Raw genomic sequence first — 17,687 nt, 5'->3', positions numbered from 1 at the left:
TGAGGATTTCTCATGCCATTAATTAAAAATTTCCCAAAAGCCAGTTGGCGTCTAGCAAAAATCGCAATCGGTGGCGTTGTTTTAACAGGGTTGGCCGCAGGCACAATTGCCTACGCACAAGCTAAACCCTTAGCAACCGTTGAAAAAGTTGAATTAGATAAGTATCTCGGGGTTTGGTATGAGGTTGCTCGGAAACCTATCTATTTTGAGCGAAAGTGCGCCTATAACATTACCGCCACTTATACAGTCAATGAAAACGGTAATATTATTGTTGATAATAAATGTTATGACGGTGATGGAAATTTACAACAAAGTTTAGGGGAAGCCTTTGTTGCGAATGCACCTTTCAATAGTAAGTTAAAAGTCAGTTTTTTACCCGAAGGGGTACGGTGGATTCCAATAGGTCGTGGCGATTATTGGGTTCTAAAGCTAGATGAAGAGTATCAAACGGTACTGGTAGGTGAGCCACGTCGAAAATATTTATGGGTGCTATCAAGAACCCCAAATCCAAATAAAGAAGTTATCCTTGAATATTTAAATTATGCAAAGTCGGTTGGTTATGATATTGGCGATATCATTTATCCAGAGCATCGTTAAGGACGTTAAATTTATTCAAACCATGCTTGCATGGTTTTTTTATTTTCATATAGTGGATAAATCAAGTTCTTTATAAAATTTCCCCAGTTTAGAGGTTTATGATGTTTAAAGGAATTGCTTATTCAGTTTTGGCATCAGTAACTTTTGGGGTTCTGTATTACTATACTCAATTGCTTGGTGCCTTTGATAGCGAACAAACTTTTGGTTGGCGTATTATTGCGACCTTGCCATTTTTAACTTTGTTTATGTGGTTTAGTGGCGATTTGTTTCATATCAAAGCCATTTTAAAAAGAGTGATTGCTGCCCCTAGTTTATTATTACTTTTGATGATTACCTCTGTGCTCACCTCAGTGCAATTATGGATATTTTTATGGGGGCCGATGCATGGTCGTGGATTGCAAGTATCTTTAGGTTACTTCCTTTTGCCTTTAGTGTTAGTGTTGGCAGGGAGTGTTCTATATGGGGAAAAGCTTTCAAAGTTTCAGGCGCTTGCTGTATTTCTTGCTATGTTGGGCGTTGGGCATGAAATATGGAGACTGGGCAGTATTGCTTGGGAAACAGCGTTAGTTGCGATTGGTTATACCGCATATTTTGTGATTCGAAAGCAAATTAAAACAGATAACTTGGGTGGATTTTGGTGGGATATGATCATTATTCTACCTGTTGCGATTTTCTTCACTCAAACAGGCGATACACCATATTTCAAGTTTCTAGAGCAACCAAGTTTAGCTTTGGTCGTGATGGGACTTGGCCTGTTTAGTGCGATTGGTCTAGGTTGTTATCTTTTGGCGAGTCGCTATTTGCCGTTAATTCTTTTTGGCTTGTTGGGATATTTGGAACCCGTTTTGTTGGCATTGGTCTCATTTGCACTTGGTGAAAAAATTGGTGAAGAAGAGTGGTTGACGTATATTCTTATCTGGTTGGCTGTCTTGGTACTCGTGATTGAAGGTGCTAATCATCTTGTCCAGCAAAAACGACGAAAACAGCAGCTTGAGTTAAATCTAAAACATTATCCCAAGCGGCTTAATAATGCGGAAGATTAACTCAAAAATCGCAATCATATTTGTAAAGTGATCATCAAGCATTTTTATAGGGGGGCTATTACGATGATAGAGAAAGATTTTTAACCAAAATCACAAAAATAATTATAGGTATTTTATGAATTTATAGTCAATTGGGACAAAATCTTAGCTCGTTTAGCAGCTTTTGATTCAATCTTGATGATAATTCCATTACAATTATGGCGTTTTAAAATTTCACGCCCAGTATAGATATTAAATTAGAGGACGTAACTGTGAGCAAAGACACTATCGTTGCCCTACATGCAGAACACCAAGGTCGTTGGAAAAATCGTGAGGAAATCGCGGAACGTATGATTGCCTTGATTGGTCAATTGTACCGTGAGAAAAATATTGTTGTTTCTGTTTACGGACGTTCTTTAATTAACCGTTCAGTAATCCAAATCTTAAAATCACATCGCCGCACACGTATGCTTGATGTTGAGCTTTCAGTTGTAAATACCTTCCCAATCTTGGAAGCGTTAATGAAAGTAGAAAACATTGGTTCTGCGGAAGTTGATATCGGTAAACTCGCGGTTGAATATAAAAATGAAGGCGGTGATGTAGACGCTTTTGTTGCTAAAGCTGTTGCTTCGATTCAAGGTAAGGCAACTGCGGTTGAGTCTAAAGATGTAGTTCTTTACGGGTTTGGTCGTATTGGTCGTATCTTGGCTCGTTTAATCATTAGCCAATCAGGTTTAGGTCGTGGTTTAAGCCTTAAAGCAATTGTTGTGCGCAAGTCTTCTGACGGTGATTTGGCGAAACGTGCTTCTTTATTACGTCGTGACTCTATTCACGGTACTTTTGCTGGTACAATTTCTGTTGATGAAGAAAACGAAGCAATCATTGCTAACGGTAACTTCATTAAAGTGATTTATGCATCTAGCCCAAGTGAAGTTGACTATACAGAATACGGTATTGAAAACGCACTTTTAATCGACAACACTGGTAAATGGCGTGATGCTGAAGGTTTAAGCCAACACTTGAAATGCCCAGGTGTTGCACGCGTAGTGTTAACAGCACCAAGTAAAGGTGAAATGAAAAACGTTGTTTACGGTGTAAACAATACTGACATCTTAGATGAAGACAAAATCATCTCTGCTGCTAGCTGTACAACAAATGCAATTACACCTGTATTAAAAGTTTTAGACGATAAATACAAAGTATTAAATGGTCACGTGGAAACTGTTCACTCGTTCACAAATGACCAAAACTTGATTGATAACTACCATAAAGCAGATCGCCGTGGTCGTGCTGCAACACTGAACATGGTAATTACTGAAACTGGTGCAGCGAAAGCAGTTGCTAAAGCATTGCCTGCACTTAAAGGTAAGTTAACAGGTAATTCTGTACGTGTTCCAACACCTAACGTTTCTCTTGCAATCTTGAACTTGAACTTAGAGAAAGAAGTTGATCGTGAAGAAGTGAACGAATACATTCGTCAAATCTCAATCAACTCTAACTTACAAGGTCAAATTGGCTATACCAACTCATCTGAAGTGGTATCGAGTGACTTCATTGGTTCGCGTACTGCGGGCGTATTTGATGCGCAAGCAACCATTACTTCTGGTACACGTTTAACTGCTTATGTTTGGTACGACAATGAAGTAGGTTATAGCTGCCAAGTATTGCGTATCGCTGAGCAAATGTGTGGTGTGAGCTATACAAAAGTTCCAGCTGAAACAAATGCATAATATTTGTTAGTAAAGCTATACAAAAAAAGCCCAGTTCCCACTGGGCTTTTTTATTGACTGTACAGAATCTATGCAGATTAAAACAAAAAAATCGAAGAGAATAACGACAAAGGGAAAGATTTGGTTAGGAATACTTCATTGTTGCAGTTTAGACGTTTGTTTGCAGTTTTTACTTTGATAGTTGTTGCCAACTTGTGTGGCGTTTATATCGCAATGTGGGTGTTTAAGCATTTCAATATTTACATTCCATTAAAAGATCAAAAAGTTGCGATTGATTTACAAGAACCGTTACAGGTTCGAGTCAAAGTGAAGGAAGCACTGGATGTTGAAGTAAATGGTCGTGTTGATGCAAAAATTCCAATTAACGAACAACTTAGTGTGCCTTTAACTCAAACATTAACTCCCCGTGTTTACTTTGATAGTCAGGTCCCAATCAGCACGATTATTCCTGTTCAGGAAATTATAAAGGTTCATCAAGAACTCCCAATCGATACCAAAGTTCAAGTAAAGATTCTTGGTAGAGACGTCACGTTACCTTTAAAAGGTTCTATTCCACTACAGCTTGATGTGCCGATTGATATCAAAGTGCCGCTACAACAAAAAGTGCACTTAAAGTTTGATGCGCCTGTAAAAACAGTATTGAAAGAAAATCTAAATATTCCATTGAAGACACAGCTCAATGCCAATATTCCTGTACAAGGCAAGCTGAATGTTCCAATCACTTCTGACTTGAATGCAGCTGTAGATGTCAAAAATACCTTACCTGTCAAAATCGCAGAAGGTGAACTCAAGATTCCGCTATCAAGTATGTATCTGGATCGCGTTGTTTCTACAACGAGTGAAAAGAAACCTCATAAAACAGAAATAAAAGTAGGTGAATGAGTCAGATGCTTAAAACATACAAAAGCGCCTTTATTAGTTTTGTGATTTTGACCACATTGGTCGCAATCTTGTTTTGGTTTTATTTGAATATTCAAGCATCGGTCATGGTTTCAGCACAGCAGGCGGATATACGTTTGCCCGAATCTTTAGCCACTCAGATCCAAGTTGGGCAGCATTTACAAGTAAGATCCAAAGGTGAGTTAAACACGGATTTACTCATTGATCGTACTCTGGAATTACCATTGCAAGGCAAATATTTAGCAGATTTAAGTTTTGAAGTTGAAACGCCGATTACAGTGGATATTGATTATCAAACAATGCTTAAAGTAGATGAAGTCATGCCGATAGAGACCACCACTGATCTCATTTATCAGAATAAGTTACTGCCTAAATTCCCTTTAAGTCTAAATATACCCGTAAAGCTGGACATACCGTTTGAACTCAAACGAAGTTATACCGTTCCCGTCAAAATCGTGTTTGAAGGACCTGTACATTTTGCATTTAATGAGTCTATTCATTTGCCGGTGAAGCATCAGTTCTATCCACGTTTAAATATCAATGATGAGATGAATATGAGTTCGATTTCATCGTTCAATGCAATCATGTTTAACTCAGTGCAAGACACAAAAGCAAATTTAGAAATGCAAATGGACCTGCCATTAAGAAATGTAAGACCTTAAAGCCAATAAAATCTGTTTTTTTAAAGCCAAAATCCTATTTGCTGATTTTTCTATTCGAGAATTTTATTAAAATGTGGCAAAATAGCCCGTTTTAAAGAATTTAGAGGATTGGCACATGCGCTTTGTTGATGAAGCAGTCATTACCGTAGAGGCTGGCGACGGTGGCAATGGCGTAGCCAGTTTTCGCCGTGAAAAATTTGTCCCTTTTGGTGGCCCAGATGGTGGTGACGGAGGGCGTGGCGGAAGTATTTACATCCAAGCAGATGATGATACCAGCACACTTGTAGATTACCGATATACACGTCGCTATCGTGCAGAACGTGGTAAGAATGGTTCGGGTGCGAACTGTTCTGGTCGTGGCGGTGAAGATGTCATTTTAAAAGTGCCTGTAGGTACCACGATTGTTGATACTGAGTCTGGTGACATTATTGGTGACTTGGTTGCAGATGGTCAGCGTGTCAAAGTCGCCAATGGTGGTGATGGTGGTTTAGGCAATACGCACTTTAAATCATCAACGAACCGTGCACCTCGTAAATGTACGCATGGTATCAAAGGTGAATATCGTGAAGTACGTTTAGAGTTAAAAGTGCTTGCTGATGTTGGCTTACTGGGTATGCCAAATGCGGGTAAATCAACTTTCATCCGTGCGGTGAGTGCTGCAAAACCAAAAGTTGCCGATTATCCATTTACAACAATGGTGCCAAACTTAGGTGTCGTTGATGCAGATCGTCATCGCTCATTTGTGATGGCCGATATTCCTGGATTGATTGAAGGTGCTGCAGAAGGTGCAGGTCTTGGTATTCGTTTCCTTAAGCATTTGGCGCGTACACGTATTCTTTTGCACATTGTTGATGTTCAGCCGATCGACGGATCTGATCCAGCACACAATGCCAGAGCGATTTTGGCTGAGTTAGAGAAATTCTCTCCAACATTGGCGAAGCTTCCTGTGGTGTTGGTGTTGAATAAATTAGATCAATTGCCAGAAGAGTCACGAGAAGAATGGTGTCAGCATATTCTTGATGAATTGCAATGGAAAGGTCCAGTATTTAAAACTTCTGGTCTTATGTCTGAAGGAACCAAGGAGGTTGTGTATTACCTCATGGATCAAATCGAGCAACAACGCGAGCGTGAAGTTGAAGATCCTGAGTACGCAGCAGAAGTTAAAGCATTCCGTGATCAGCTTGAAGCTGAAACACGTGAACAAACCATCGCAGCAAAAGAAGCTTATCGTGCATTGCGTAAGGCCCAGCGTGAAGCAGACCTGGAAGATGACGAAGATGATTTTGACGATGAAGATGATGATGGCGGCGTAGAAAGCGTCTACGTTCGTGATTAATTAGACTGTTAAACTCCCTTTTAATTCCTGTTGTACAGCAATCGTCGCTGTGCAACAGGAAAAATAATTTGAGGAAAAAATGATAGAAGTGGTCGATGGGCAACGTCAGCTCAATGCGTGTAAACGAATCGTTGTTAAAATCGGATCATCTTTACTGACTGCAAATGGGCAAGGTTTAGATCTACAGGCAATTTCGCATTGGGCGAAACAAATTGCAGATCTACACAATGCTGGACATGAAATTATTTTAGTGTCCTCTGGTGCAGTAGCAGAAGGGATGGTACGCATGAAACTTGCGAGTCGACCCACTGATCTACCCAGTTTGCAGGCTTGTGCCGCGATCGGTCAAATGGGCTTGATCCATACATGGTCAAGTGTATTAGATCAACATGGCATCCGCACTGCTCAGGTTCTTTTGACTCATGATGATCTTGCTGATCGTCGTCGTTATCTCAACTCATGTGATGCATTGCAGAACTTGATTGATTGGCGTGTTATTCCTGTCATCAATGAAAATGATACCGTATCTACAGACGAAATCCGTTTTGGGGATAATGATACCTTGGCGGCAATGGTTGCAGGTCAAGTACAGGCTGATTTGTTGATTATCTTAACGGATCAACAAGGCATGTTTGACTCAGATCCACGCAACAATCCAAATGCCAAGCTATTCTCTTCAGTTCGAGCACTTGATGATCGCTTGTTTGAAATGGCTGGTGGCGGCGGTGTGCTAGGACGTGGTGGTATGGTGACAAAAGTTCGTGCTGCGCGTTTAGCTGCGCGTTCTGGTTGCCCAACATTAATCGCAAGCGGTGAAAGTGAAAATGTACTCGCCCGTTTAATGTCGGGTGAGATGATGGGAACGTTATTCACCACTGACAATGATCGTGTTACCGCACACCAAAAATGGTTGGCAGCACATCTTCAAACTGCTGGACGTTTAGTCATCGATGATGGTGCTGTAGAGGCGATTAAACTGAAACATCGTAGTTTATTACCCGTGGGCGTGAAAGCGATAGAAGGGCATTTTGATCGCGGTGATGTGGTTGAGTGTGTGGATAAAAAAGGACAACGTATCGCAGTTGGACGTGTCAATTTTAGTTCACGCTCTGCTGATCTTGTTAAAGGATTGTCGTCAGATAAAGTCCATCAGGTCTTAGGTGAAGCACGTTCCTTGGAAATGATTCATCGCAATCATATGGCAATTTATTGATCCAAACATCGTTCTGACCATATAAAAAAGACTTCTCTCGGGAAGTCTTTTTTTGGCTTAAATTTTTGAATTATTTTTGTTGTTGAATATTTTTCCCCATTTTTGCCAATAAAATGACGGGAATCAGCCCAACTAAGACGATTAACAACGCTGCGATTGCACCATCTTCATATGTTCCTCTAGCTGCTTCAGCATAAAGTTGAGTTGCTAGTGTTTCCATGTTGAGTGGTCTGAGCAATAAGGTTGCAGGTAGTTCTTTCATACAGTCTACGAAAATGAGTAGGGCTGCTGAAATAATCGCAGGGCGTAATAACGGTAAATGCACACGCCATAAAATAGAAAAACGATTTTGACCTAGGTTACGTGCAGCATCATCAAAAACACCATGAATACGATTATAGCCTGACTCAATTCCACCGATGGCAATTGCTAGAAAACGGACGCAATATGCATAGATCAAGGTAAATGTAGTACCTAGAAATAATAAGCCCGTGTGAATTCCAAGTTTAAATTCCAAGAAGTCGGCAACAGCATGATCTATTTTGCCTAGTGATAGCATGAGTCCAATTGCTAGAACGGTTCCAGGAATCGCATAGCCTAAGCTAGAGATACGGCTAAACCATGTATTTTGAGTAAAACGAGCCGCACTAACGATAAGAAAACCAATAAAAATGGTGATCACTGTTGCAAGGCTGGCTAGGCTTAGCGTATTGATTGAGGCTTGAAGCAAATAATCAGAAAACCCTGCATATTGAAATCGTTTATATGATTCTACGAGTAGATGGCTAATCGGAATCAGAAAACCGATACAGATTGGAATTAACCCTAAACCTAGAAATAGCCATGCTTTGCTTCCTGTGACTTGTTGTGCAGGCATCAATCGACTACGTTGGGCCGAATTCATATAGCGTTGCTTACGTCGTCCAAGTCGTTCTACGATCACCAATAAAGTAATGATCATTAGCATGAAAATAGCAATTTGTGCTGCACTGGCGAGATCGGATTGGTTTATCCATGTAGAGTAGATGGATAACGTAAGGGTTTTAACACCTAAAAATTCGGTTGCTCCAATATCATTGATGGTTTCCATCAATGCCAAACTTGCGCCAACAGCAATCGCAGGTCGAGCTAGAGGAATGGCAACTCTTAAAAAAACTTGATTGGGTTTTAGTCCTAGGCTTCGTGCGACTTCAATCAAACTAGCTGATTGCATCAAGAACATGGCACGCGTACTGAGATATACGTAGGGATATAACACAAAGCTTAAAAGGAAAATACAACCCCAAACTGATCGAATATTAGGAAACCACCAAGGCTGTGCTTCCCAACCAAACCAAGCACCTAAGACCGTTTGTACAGGACCAATTGGATGCAGAATATCAATATAACTATAGGCAATAATATAAGTAGGGACAGCGAGTGGAAGTAGCAATGCCCAATCTAAAAAAGCACGTCCTCGAAACTGATAAGCCGTCACCAGCCATGCACTACCAGTCCCGATTAAAATGGTCAGTAGACCGACCCCCAATAAAAGGAGAGTGGTATCAACTAAGGTGGGTGGAAGAACATAGCGCAGCAAATGTCCCCAAATATCGCTATTGCCTTGTAATGCTGTCCAAATTAGTGCCAGTACAGGTAAACAAGCCAGTAGGGTCAAAATACCACTAAGCGAAAATAGTAAACGAGGTGAGTCTTTCTTTTTGATCATCGAGGATATTGGGGATTAAGTGAGAAAAAGGCAAAACAAATCAGTAAACAGGCAATCTTGATGATCGCCTGTTTACGCATTGCGAGGCTTAGTGATTAAATTGAACTTTATCGACTAAAAGGTTGGCTGTTTTACGATGACGTGCAATATCGCTTAAACGAATTTTGTCAACTTCCAGTTTACCAAAGCTCGCAATAATTGGATCAACTTTAACACCTGCTTTTACAGGGTACTCAAAGCCACTTTGTGCATAAATTGCTTGAGCATGGTCAGAAGCTAAGAATTCAAGTAATTGAACAGCCTCTTTAGGGTTCGGCGCATATTTAGCGACAGCAGCTCCTGACACATTGACATGTGTACCGCCATTTTTAAAGCGCGGTAATACGACATTGATGGCATTGCCCCAACGTTGTTGCTCAGCATCCCCAGTACGCATCGTACCTACATAGTAAGTATTCGCTACACCGATATCACAGATTTTACCCAGAATATCACGGGCTACATCACGGTCACCGCCACTTGCTGGTCGTGCCAAATTTGCTTTCACACCACGAAGCCATTGTTCAGTTGCCTTCTCACCGTGATGGGTAATATAAGCTGCAATTAAACTGGTGTTATATGCATGACTACCTGAACGAATACAGATTTTCCCTTTCCATTTTGGATCAGCTAAATCTTCATAATTGATTGCAGTTAAAGGCGTGCGTTCTTTAGATGCATAAACAGCACGTGCGCGCATTGATAATGCATACCAGTGACCATTTGCCGCACGTAAGTTTCCAGGAATAGCAGTATTCAGGACCTTTGAGTTAATACGTTGAGTTAAGCCACCTTCAACTAAATCAACTAAATTACCAAAATCAACAGTCAGCATCACATCAGCAGGCGAACGTCGTCCTTCCGCTTTTACTCGCTCAAGTAATCCATCTTTGATAAAAACAGTATTTACTTTAACGCCTGTTTTTTCACTAAATTCTTGTAAAAGTGGTTGAATTAAAACAGGTTCTCTAGTGGTATATAGGTTTACTTGAGCGGCATTAGCCCAGCTACTTCCTAATGCCACTAGTCCAGCTAAAGCAATATGAAGCTTTGACAGTTGTTTCATTTATTTCATCCCTAATCACAAAGTTTAAACATTGAACGTTTGTTTGGTGCGAATATTTTCGATCGGTGTTTGATCATCTAAAGCGTAGAAGAAGCATGTCGTTAAATCTACGTGGATATACACTTGTTCTGCTGTACTAAAATTCTGTTGATAGTCAACTTGTGCCAATAAGATATTATTTTCATTCTCAATTTGTAGACGTAATTGTTGAGTATGTCCCATAAAACTTGAAGAAATGATTTTTGCAGGCAATCTATTCTCAGCAGCTTCTTTGAAAATGTGAATCTGGTGCGGACGAAAACAACATTGAATTGCTTGCTCTGTTTGTTTTAAGTGTTGAGGTTTTGGGATTGCCCCAAAAATTGTATGAAGTTGATCATTTTCTATTTGTGCAGATATTTCATTGAGTGCAGAAAAATAACGTGCCGCAAATAAGGTTTTAGGTTGTAAATAAAGCTGTTTTGGTGTTCCGATCTGAATAATTTTGCCTTGATGCATCAAAATAATTTGATCCGCGATTTGCAGGGCTTCTTCTGGATCATGGGTTACGATGACGGTCGTTGTAGCTGTCTTCTTTAAGATTTCGATGGTGCTTTGGCGAATATGATCACGCAAACGATGATCTAAATTAGAAAAGGGTTCATCCATCAGTAGAACTTGCGGTTTGGGTGCAAGAGCACGTGCCAAAGCAACACGTTGTTGCTCACCACCGGATAGGGTATATGGATAACTATGTAGATGATGATGCATAGAGACGTGTTTCAATGCTTGTTCTGCAATCGTTTGTCGCTGTTGTTTTGGTAATTTTCTTAAACCAAACATGACGTTTTCCAACACACTTAGGTGAGGGAACAGCGCATAATCCTGAAACACTAAGCCAATATTTCGCTCTTCTGCCGGCACTTGTTGTTGTGCATTCCATAAAATGTCTTGTTCAAGTTGAATTGAACCACTGCTAGGCGTTTCTAAACCCGCAATCAACCGTAGCATCGTCGTTTTGCCACAACCTGAATGTCCGAGTAAACAGATAATCTGTCCGCGAGTAGCAGACCATGTTGCCTGATTGACCGCAAATCGAGCTCCATATTGCTTGCTCAATTGTTGGATGGTTAAGACATTGGCCTGAGGTGCAGTATGAGCATTCATGGTCAATTCACAGTACAATTTATTTGAGCAAATAATAACTAATAATTCTTCTCATGTAGAGTCTTTTTCTAATTTCTTTTGCGGTTGCTTTTCATCAACATGTTGTGGATGTATAACGTGTGGAAGTGTTAAATCTTGTCCAACCATGTAAGCGTGATCTGTCAAGCTGAACATTTCAAGATCTTCATGGCTATTACCATAGGCATAAACTTGATGGTACTCATTCAGATTGTATTGTTGCAGTACTCTGATTTTTTTCTGTTCGCAGCTACAGTCCAAAGACTGGTAATGGCCAGAGAGAGTGCCATTAATAATTTCTGTTTCTGTACAAATCAATTCGATATTTAATAATTCACAGATCGGCGCTAAATATAAGTCAATTGAAGCGGAAACAAGCACAACATGATCGCCACGTTGTTGGTGTAAATAAAGTTGTTGAAGTAGGTCTGGATCTAATTCTTTAATAATTTGTTGTGCATAATTGATTGCGATACTTTGTATTTGCTTCGCTGTCATGCCTTTAAACATCGTTTGAAATAATCGAGGTCTCATCGCATGTGCAGGATATAGACCTAGATAGTAGGCCTGAATCCAAGGAAGGATTTTCAAGCCTTTTAAAATAACATGATGTTTCGGGAGGGCGAAAAAAATAAATCGGGTAAAACTGTCTTTGGGATAAAGCGTGCCATCAAAATCAAATAAAGCAAGATTTACAGTTTTAGTTGTTTTGCTCTTTGCATGCATGTTTCATATCGTCCATTTACACGGCTTGCAAACCAATTGGTATTATAATCACGGCTCAACTTTGGACCAGAAATTACGACTTGAGGCATAATCGCATATTTTGCATCCTTACCTGTTTTGCTTTGATATAAATTTTGTAGCGCTGTATAAGTCTGTGTATTTTCGAATTTCTTTGATTTCTCTTTTTTTAAGTCACTACGAATTTGACGTGGAGTAACTAAAACCCCATTTTCAGCAAATACTGAAATCAAAGCTTTTTCGGTTTGGCTTTGAGTCGCACGAACATTACCTTCTTTATTATAGATAAGTAGGTCGCCGTCTAAATCAATTTCAATATCAGTCAATGCATCTAACATACTTTGAAATGCTGCATTGCGGCTGGAATACATGCCAGAATTATAGTCAGCAAAGCGATAAATTGCGCGATCATAATCTGCAGGATAAACCATTAAACGATGGATGCCATAATATAGGCCACCGTATTGGGTATAGAGATCATTGCGTAATTCTGCAGTGCTCATACCAATACGTTTATGTTCTTTGGCATAATTAATATGAACTTGCATCGATCCTAGGGTGGTAATTGGATTCATTTTCTCACTAACATCTTGACCTACAAGTTTTGCAGCGCCAGTTAAAGCACTTATATGGTAATGTTTCGCCATATAATCAAAAATTTCACGATAAAGTAGATCAAGCTCACGTTCAGTTTTAACTCTGCGCATTTGGCGCATATAGTTGTCTTCAGGAGAAGGTTGATTTTTTAACACATCTTCGAAATAACCTGCGACGGTGCCACCGATTGTTTCCCCAAGTTTTGCTTCGAATTTTTCATTTAACCGTGTATTAATTTCCTGAACTGCTTTTTCACCTAAACCAGCGACTTGTGGGTCTGCAACAAAGTTTGACTCTTGATCCACCACGGCAACAATCGTGCATACATTCTGTTTAGATTGAGGGATATTAAGTTCTTGCATAATGTCATGAATATCTTGTGCCCAAGCGTCACGATCACGTACACGTGCTGGAATCACACTTTTAATCTGATCTGCTTTTAGTGCAGGTTCTTTATCATTTGCCCACCATGCAAAATCACCACAAGCGGTGAGACTGGCACAGCTGATGATTAGGCTAAGTGTTTTTAATAGCGGACGAGATGAGTATGATTTGTTCATGATCAGGACAACACCACATAAAAAGATGAGTCGAATGGGCGAATGAAGTATACTATGGCGATCAGAAATTGTAAGAAAATATATGTATATTGGTTCATATCAACTGTCAAATAATTTGATCGTTGCTCCGATGGCAGGGGTTACAGACCGACCATTTCGAACATTGTGTAAATACTTTGGTGCTGGGCACGCGGTTAGTGAAATGATGACCGCTGATAAAACCTTGCGTATGAGCAAAAAGAGTCTGTATCGTGCAAATTTTGATGGTGAATTAGCACCAATTTCAGCACAAATAGCGGGTTCTGATCCTGAGCAATTGGCTGAGGCTGCACGCTATCAAGTTGCCAATGGGGCGCAAATTGTTGATATCAATATGGGCTGCCCTGCAAAGAAGGTTTGTAACAAACTGGCGGGTTCTGCTTTGTTGCAAGATGAAGATCTGGTTGCACGTATTTTGGATACAGTCGTTGCTGCTGTTGATGTTCCAGTAACATTAAAAACTCGTCTTGGTTTTTTAAATGGTCAAGAAAATATTTTGCGTGTGGCGAAACGAGCTGAAGAGGCGGGGATTGCTGCTTTGGCTCTGCATGGACGTACGCGTGAAGATATGTATTTAAATCATGCTCGCTATGAACTCATAAAACAGGTGAAACAACTCATCGGCATCCCAGTGATTGCGAATGGTGATATTGATAGTCCAGAAAAAGCAAAATATGTATTAGATTATACTGGCGCAGATGCCATTATGATTGGACGAGCAGCACAGGGCCGACCTTGGATTTTTAGAGAAATCGCGCATTACTTAAAAACAGGTGAGCATCTCGCTACGCCTGATATTTCTGAAGTTAAAGCTGTTTTATTGGGGCATTTGTCTGAACTTTATCAATTTTATGGTGAATATTCAGGTTGTCGTATTGCCCGTAAACATATTGCTTGGTACACCAAGGGTTTACGTTCAAGCAATGAGTTTCGACAAAATATGTATAAGGTTGAAAGTACCGCTGATCAGGCAAAAGTCGTTGAAGCCTATTTTGATCAATTACTTGATCTCGGTCAGCGAATGAGCGATGTACAAGTTGAACAAGTAAATTTGTTAGAGATTAAATAACCAGAATTTGCGTATTTGAAAAAGCCTGTAATTCGATTTGAATTACAGGCTTTTTATTATGCTAAATGAGCTGTAATTTTCTGCAAGATTTGCAAGATCACATCAAACTCACTTTGAAGTGGAGTGCTTTTGCGTGTCACTAAAGCTAAAGTACGACTTGGAGCATCTTCGATGGATTTAATAGAAATCGTTTCATTACCATTCAACATGCTATTTTTAATCGCAATTTCAGGTAAAAGTGTGAAACCTAAATCAGAAGATACCATTTCGACCAATGTTGGTAGTGAACTTGCTTTTAAGCGATGATCATTTTTGCGTTCACCAACAGGGCAGGCACTCAATGCATGATCACGTAAACAATGGCCTTCTTCAAGTAACATCAATCGTGACAGATCAAGATCATCTAAAGAGTTTGCATTGGCAGCATTGCTGTCATTTTTATTGTAAACCAGTGATAAATGCTCTTTTGCGATTTCAGCAACTTTTAAACCGCGTGTATCAAATGGCAGTGCAAGAACAATCATATCTAGATTGCCATGTTCCAATTTTTCTACAATCTTTTCGCTTTGTGCTTCATGTAGATGGAGTTGAATTTTTGGCAATTGTTGATGCACTTCATCCAAGAGTTGCGTCAAGATAAAAGGTGCAATTGTTGGGATAATACCAAGATGCAGGTCACCTGTTAGCGGCTCACTCATTTCTCGGCTTAAACGCATAAGATCTTGTGCATCAGCTAATAACACACGTGCACGAGCAACAACTTGTTCACCTAGAGGGGTTAAACGGACGTTTTGACGATCACGTTCAACTAAGACGCCACCTAGCAGACGCTCTAATTCCATGATTCCCCCAGATAAAGTGGACTGGGTAACAAACGAACGGCGTGCTGCTTCAGTAAAATGTAATGTTTCTGACAACGTAACTAAATATGATAGCTGTCTTAATGAGGGTAATGCAGCCATAGTGTCCTAGTGTGATGATCTAAAATGATGAACAAACAAATCGCTAAGTTGCGGGATGAAATGTGCAGGAATATCATGCCCCATTCCATGAATTAATTCAAACTTAGCACCCGTAATTGCTTTTGCAACCGCTTTACCATGACTTGGTGGTAGTAAACGATCTTTTGAACCGTGCACAACCAAAGTGGGCTGAGTGGTATTCTTGTTCAATGGTAACAAAGAACCTGTACATAATATTGCTAAAAATTGTTGAAGTACACCCGCTGGATAAAAACTACGGCGATATAATTTTCGAATGGTTTGAATTGCTTCAACTTGATTCACATAACCAGGTGAACCAATAATTTGAAATACTCTTAGACTATGATTAACAATTGACTCTTCATCACGTGCTGGAGGCCTTCCCAATAAACTGAAAAGTTGTTTTGGATAAGGGAAAGGAAGGAAAGGTTGATTGTTACTCGTAAACAATAGTCCAACTTTTTCTACCTTTTCAGGGTATTTCGCCGCAACGATTTGAGAAATCATGCCGCCCATCGATGCACCTAGTAGATAGGTTTTTTCAATACCTAATTGGTCAATGAGCATGGCGACATCATCTGCCATATCATACAGTGTATAGGGCGCACCTTCATTGCCAAGCCCAAACATGAAACGTCCCATGAGTTTCATTGTATTGAGTCTTTTACCTTTATTTCTAATTTTTGAAGATAAACCAATATCACGATTATCAAAACGAATCACACGAAACCCTTGGTCAATCAGCGCTTTACAAAAGAAATCAGGCCAAAATAACATTTGTGCACCTAATCCCATGATGAGCAGAACTGTTGGATGTTCAGGGTTTCCGCCGATTTCAACATGGAGTTCGATACCATTGCCCAAACTTACTTTGGTCTCTTGCATAAATGCAGTATAAGGCGACACATTAAATTGAAGGGCACTGTTCATGCTGCTCGTTCCAAGTTGAATTATTTTTGTCGGTATTGAGTTTGTTGAAACCTCATTTTTCAACAAACTCGCTATATTTAATAAACCTTAATTTTGTGCAGGAATCAAGTCAGGCACAAGTTTGGTCAGTGTCAAACGCTGTTTTGCAGCTGTTGCACCTAAAAGTACAAAGCCTCTTAATGTGCCTTCTGCATCAACTGCTTTGGCTAACATTCCATCTTCAAAGTCTTCCATTTCCCAAGCCACATCAATATCTAATGGGGCTGGTAAAACAGTGAGTGGTGCTGCAGGAGTTTTTACTGCAACAGGCATCGCTGGATAGTGTACGGCAGTGTTTTGACCACTTAAAGTTTTAGCCAATGCTCGAGCTTGTTGCATGATTGGCATCACATAAGGAAGTAAAGTTCCGTTGACTTCAGCACAGTCACCAACCGCGTAGATATCTGCTTGATTGGTTTCTAATAAAGTATTGGTGATGACACCACGACTTGTTTGAATCCCTGCTGATTTTGCTAGGGCTGTATTTGGTTGTAAACCAATTGCTGATAAAACGATATCCGCAATCAAGGTTTGTCCATTTGCAAGTGTTACAGCGTAATCTTCACCATCATTAATTTTGGTAATTTTTTCAACTGTTGTTGAAAGGACAAATTTAATTCCAGCTTGTTCTAAGTTGTTTTTGAATAAGTCTGCAACATGACTAGGCAATAAACGTCCCAATGGTTGTGGGGCAAGATCGATTACCGTAATATTATATTCGCTATGTAATAAATCATTGGCAAATTCACATCCAATCAAGCCTGCACCTAAAATAACAACGCGTTTATCTTTACGTTGAGCAAGGTTTTCACGGAAGTTACGATAGTCAATCAATGAGTTAACGACATGGATATCATCACTGCCATCACCTGAGATAGCTAAACGGATTGGATTCGCACCGACTGCAAGGACAAGTTTAGAGTAGGGTTGCGTAATCGTTTCACCATTTTTTTCTAAAACGATTTCATGTGCTTCTGCATGGATTTCTTTGACCCACGTTTCTGCCTCGATACGCATATTGAGTTGAGTTGCCATTTTATTAGCATCGCCTAAAGCAATTTGCTCAGGTGCTTTATTGCCTGCGAAAGCATTGGATAATGTTGGTTTTGCATAATTTACCGCATCATCTCCACAGATCATAACAAGTTCTTGTTCTGGGCTCAGTTTGCGAAATTCACGAGCAACGGTATAACCAGCCATACCAGATCCGATGATGACGATAGGATGCATGAGATTCTCCAACATTTTTTATATAAAAATTAAACTAAAGAAAAAAGACCATGAGAGAG

Annotated in this window: 16 protein-coding genes; 8 read left to right on the top strand and 8 right to left on the bottom strand. The window is 39.9% G+C overall.

Going from position 1 to position 17,687, the window contains the following annotated elements; all coding sequences use genetic code 11:
* The first annotated feature begins 12 nt into the window (after positions 1-12).
* From HMPREF0023_RS10430 to proB, 7 genes are all read left to right on the top strand, one after another.
* The gene (locus tag HMPREF0023_RS10430; protein WP_004639997.1) at positions 13-597 is read left to right on the top strand and encodes a lipocalin family protein; all 585 of its coding nucleotides are present in this window, start codon (positions 13-15) and stop codon (positions 595-597) included.
* 101 nt (positions 598-698) lie between these two features.
* Positions 699-1,640: an EamA family transporter RarD gene (gene rarD, locus HMPREF0023_RS10425; protein ID WP_005089680.1), complete on the top strand. Its 942-nt coding sequence runs from the start codon at positions 699-701 to the stop codon at positions 1,638-1,640.
* A 251-nt stretch (positions 1,641-1,891) separates the two neighbouring features.
* The gene (locus tag HMPREF0023_RS10420; RefSeq protein WP_004639993.1) at positions 1,892-3,349 is read left to right on the top strand and encodes a glyceraldehyde-3-phosphate dehydrogenase; all 1,458 of its coding nucleotides are present in this window, start codon (positions 1,892-1,894) and stop codon (positions 3,347-3,349) included.
* Between the two features lie 138 nt (positions 3,350-3,487).
* Positions 3,488-4,231, top strand: coding sequence for a hypothetical protein (locus HMPREF0023_RS10415; protein WP_017396262.1), 744 nt, complete (start codon positions 3,488-3,490; stop codon positions 4,229-4,231).
* A gap of 5 nt (positions 4,232-4,236) precedes the next feature.
* Positions 4,237-4,911: a hypothetical protein gene (locus HMPREF0023_RS10410; RefSeq protein ID WP_017396263.1), complete on the top strand. Its 675-nt coding sequence runs from the start codon at positions 4,237-4,239 to the stop codon at positions 4,909-4,911.
* A gap of 115 nt (positions 4,912-5,026) precedes the next feature.
* Positions 5,027-6,247 carry an Obg family GTPase CgtA gene (cgtA, locus tag HMPREF0023_RS10405; RefSeq protein ID WP_008942049.1) on the top strand — a complete coding sequence of 407 codons (1,221 nt, stop codon included), beginning with the start codon at positions 5,027-5,029 and terminating at the stop codon, positions 6,245-6,247.
* A gap of 79 nt (positions 6,248-6,326) precedes the next feature.
* On the top strand, positions 6,327-7,460 hold the full coding sequence (gene proB / locus HMPREF0023_RS10400; protein ID WP_004639988.1) for a glutamate 5-kinase: 1,134 nt from the start codon (positions 6,327-6,329) through the stop codon (positions 7,458-7,460).
* Positions 7,461-7,530: 70 nt separating this feature from the next.
* Here proB and HMPREF0023_RS10395 read toward each other — a convergent pair whose 3' ends face one another.
* The 5 genes from HMPREF0023_RS10395 to HMPREF0023_RS10375 form a co-directional block, all read right to left on the bottom strand.
* Positions 7,531-9,168, bottom strand: a complete 1,638-nt coding sequence (locus tag HMPREF0023_RS10395) for an ABC transporter permease (protein ID WP_005089685.1) — start codon at positions 9,166-9,168, stop codon at positions 7,531-7,533.
* 88 nt (positions 9,169-9,256) lie between these two features.
* Positions 9,257-10,273, bottom strand: coding sequence for an extracellular solute-binding protein (locus HMPREF0023_RS10390; RefSeq protein ID WP_004639985.1), 1,017 nt, complete (start codon positions 10,271-10,273; stop codon positions 9,257-9,259).
* A gap of 24 nt (positions 10,274-10,297) precedes the next feature.
* Positions 10,298-11,419, bottom strand: a complete 1,122-nt coding sequence (locus HMPREF0023_RS10385) for an ABC transporter ATP-binding protein (RefSeq protein ID WP_004639983.1) — start codon at positions 11,417-11,419, stop codon at positions 10,298-10,300.
* Between the two features lie 51 nt (positions 11,420-11,470).
* Complete coding sequence (locus tag HMPREF0023_RS10380) at positions 11,471-12,163, bottom strand: HAD-IB family hydrolase (protein WP_034437457.1); 693 nt, start codon at positions 12,161-12,163, stop codon at positions 11,471-11,473.
* Complete coding sequence (locus tag HMPREF0023_RS10375; protein ID WP_008942047.1) at positions 12,130-13,338, bottom strand: DUF1615 domain-containing protein; 1,209 nt, start codon at positions 13,336-13,338, stop codon at positions 12,130-12,132. The genes HMPREF0023_RS10380 and HMPREF0023_RS10375 overlap by 34 nt, the downstream gene beginning before the upstream one ends.
* Positions 13,339-13,420: 82 nt before the next feature.
* Between HMPREF0023_RS10375 and dusB the strand changes: the two genes are divergently transcribed.
* A complete protein-coding gene (dusB, locus tag HMPREF0023_RS10370) occupies positions 13,421-14,446 on the top strand; it encodes a tRNA dihydrouridine synthase DusB (RefSeq protein ID WP_008942046.1) in 1,026 nt (341 codons plus the stop codon).
* A gap of 56 nt (positions 14,447-14,502) precedes the next feature.
* Here the strand turns inward: dusB and oxyR are convergent, their stop codons facing one another.
* From oxyR to rubB, 3 genes are all read right to left on the bottom strand, one after another.
* Positions 14,503-15,408 (bottom strand): LysR family transcriptional regulator OxyR, encoded by a 906-nt coding sequence (gene oxyR, locus HMPREF0023_RS10365; RefSeq protein WP_004639978.1) that lies wholly within the window; start codon positions 15,406-15,408, stop codon positions 14,503-14,505.
* 6 nt (positions 15,409-15,414) lie between these two features.
* Positions 15,415-16,359 (bottom strand): alpha/beta fold hydrolase, encoded by a 945-nt coding sequence (locus HMPREF0023_RS10360; protein WP_004639976.1) that lies wholly within the window; start codon positions 16,357-16,359, stop codon positions 15,415-15,417.
* An 87-nt stretch (positions 16,360-16,446) separates the two neighbouring features.
* Positions 16,447-17,628, bottom strand: coding sequence for a rubredoxin reductase RubB (rubB, locus tag HMPREF0023_RS10355; protein ID WP_034437454.1), 1,182 nt, complete (start codon positions 17,626-17,628; stop codon positions 16,447-16,449).
* Positions 17,629-17,687 lie beyond the last annotated feature (59 nt).

This window comes from Acinetobacter sp. ATCC 27244, assembly GCF_000156555.1.
GTDB classification, from domain to species: domain Bacteria; phylum Pseudomonadota; class Gammaproteobacteria; order Pseudomonadales; family Moraxellaceae; genus Acinetobacter; species Acinetobacter haemolyticus.
The sequence above is the reverse complement of the archived record's forward strand: the minus strand, read 5'-3'. Positions and strand labels throughout refer to the sequence as shown.

Excerpts from the sequence above, each read along its gene's own strand:
- HMPREF0023_RS10430 (WP_004639997.1), top strand. The coding sequence starts at position 13 with ATGCCATTAATTAAAAATTTCCCAAAAGCCAGTTGGCGTCTAGCAAAA.
- rarD (WP_005089680.1), top strand. The coding sequence starts at position 699 with ATGTTTAAAGGAATTGCTTATTCAGTTTTGGCATCAGTAACTTTTGGG.
- HMPREF0023_RS10410 (WP_017396263.1), top strand. The coding sequence starts at position 4,237 with ATGCTTAAAACATACAAAAGCGCCTTTATTAGTTTTGTGATTTTGACC.
- cgtA (WP_008942049.1), top strand. The coding sequence starts at position 5,027 with ATGCGCTTTGTTGATGAAGCAGTCATTACCGTAGAGGCTGGCGACGGT.
- proB (WP_004639988.1), top strand. The coding sequence starts at position 6,327 with ATGATAGAAGTGGTCGATGGGCAACGTCAGCTCAATGCGTGTAAACGA.
- HMPREF0023_RS10395 (WP_005089685.1), bottom strand. The coding sequence starts at position 9,168 with ATGATCAAAAAGAAAGACTCACCTCGTTTACTATTTTCGCTTAGTGGT.
- HMPREF0023_RS10390 (WP_004639985.1), bottom strand. The coding sequence starts at position 10,273 with ATGAAACAACTGTCAAAGCTTCATATTGCTTTAGCTGGACTAGTGGCA.
- HMPREF0023_RS10385 (WP_004639983.1), bottom strand. The coding sequence starts at position 11,419 with ATGAATGCTCATACTGCACCTCAGGCCAATGTCTTAACCATCCAACAA.
- HMPREF0023_RS10380 (WP_034437457.1), bottom strand. The coding sequence starts at position 12,163 with ATGCATGCAAAGAGCAAAACAACTAAAACTGTAAATCTTGCTTTATTT.
- HMPREF0023_RS10375 (WP_008942047.1), bottom strand. The coding sequence starts at position 13,338 with ATGAACAAATCATACTCATCTCGTCCGCTATTAAAAACACTTAGCCTA.
- dusB (WP_008942046.1), top strand. The coding sequence starts at position 13,421 with ATGTATATTGGTTCATATCAACTGTCAAATAATTTGATCGTTGCTCCG.
- oxyR (WP_004639978.1), bottom strand. The coding sequence starts at position 15,408 with ATGGCTGCATTACCCTCATTAAGACAGCTATCATATTTAGTTACGTTG.
- HMPREF0023_RS10360 (WP_004639976.1), bottom strand. The coding sequence starts at position 16,359 with ATGAACAGTGCCCTTCAATTTAATGTGTCGCCTTATACTGCATTTATG.
- rubB (WP_034437454.1), bottom strand. The coding sequence starts at position 17,628 with ATGCATCCTATCGTCATCATCGGATCTGGTATGGCTGGTTATACCGTT.